The following is an 833-nucleotide window of genomic DNA, read 5'->3' on the forward strand; positions in this document are numbered from 1 at the left end:
GCCCCCGACCAGCGCGGCGAGCCCGTCGATTTCAAGGGCACCCTCGACAACGGCTCGCCCGTGTCGAGTGCCGACTTCTCGGGCAAGGTGCTCGTCGTCAACTTCTGGTACGCGACGTGCGGCCCCTGCATCATCGAGGCGCCGCGGCTCGAGCAGGCGTATCAGTCGTTCCAGGGCCAGGACGTCGCCTTCCTCGGCATCAACACGTACGACCAGGGTCCGACCGCGCTCTCGTTCGCGCGCGACAACAAGGTGTCGTACTCGAGCGCGCTCGCCGTCAACGACGCCGAGCTCAAGCTCGCGTTCAATGACAAGACGCCCCTCAACGCCACCCCCACCACCCTCGTGCTCGACAAGCAGGGACGCGTGGCGGCCCGCATCATCGGCGAGCTGCCCGAGGCGTCGATCCTCGAGTCCATGGTGCGTACCGTGCTCGAGGAGAACGCGTGAATCCGGGCGCTCTCGTCTTCGACGGGGCACTCTGGCTCGCGATCCCCATCGCCCTCGCCGCGGGACTGATCTCGTTCCTCTCGCCCTGCGTGCTGCCGCTGGTACCCGGATACCTCGGCTTCATCGGCGGTGCCGTCGCACCGCGGGGGAGCTCGGCATCCGGGAACGGTCGCGGTCGTCTGCTCGGCGGAACCCTGCTCTTCATCGCCGGCTTCACCGTCGTCTTCATGGCGCTCAACGTGCTCGGCGGGGCCGCGGGGGCTTTCTTCACCCGCTACGCCGACGTGATCACGCGCATCGTGGGCGTCGTCATCATCCTCATGGGCCTCGTCTTCATCGGGCTCTTCGGCATCGCCCAGCGCTCCGTGCGGATGCAGGCGCGC

2 protein-coding genes are annotated in these 833 nt (G+C 68.1%); both read left to right on the forward strand.

The window, feature by feature from the left end; all coding sequences use genetic code 11:
- On the forward strand, window positions 1–450 hold a 450-nt coding region (locus tag NS283_RS18145; RefSeq protein WP_058598227.1), incomplete at its 5' end, for a TlpA family protein disulfide reductase.
- Window positions 447–833: cytochrome c biogenesis CcdA family protein (locus tag NS283_RS18150; protein WP_241492289.1), on the forward strand; the 387-nt coding region annotated here is incomplete at its 3' end. The genes NS283_RS18145 and NS283_RS18150, both read left to right, overlap by 4 nt.

Source organism: Microbacterium testaceum (assembly GCF_001476285.1).
In the GTDB taxonomy this organism is placed as follows: Bacteria; Actinomycetota; Actinomycetes; order Actinomycetales; family Microbacteriaceae; genus Microbacterium; species Microbacterium testaceum_B.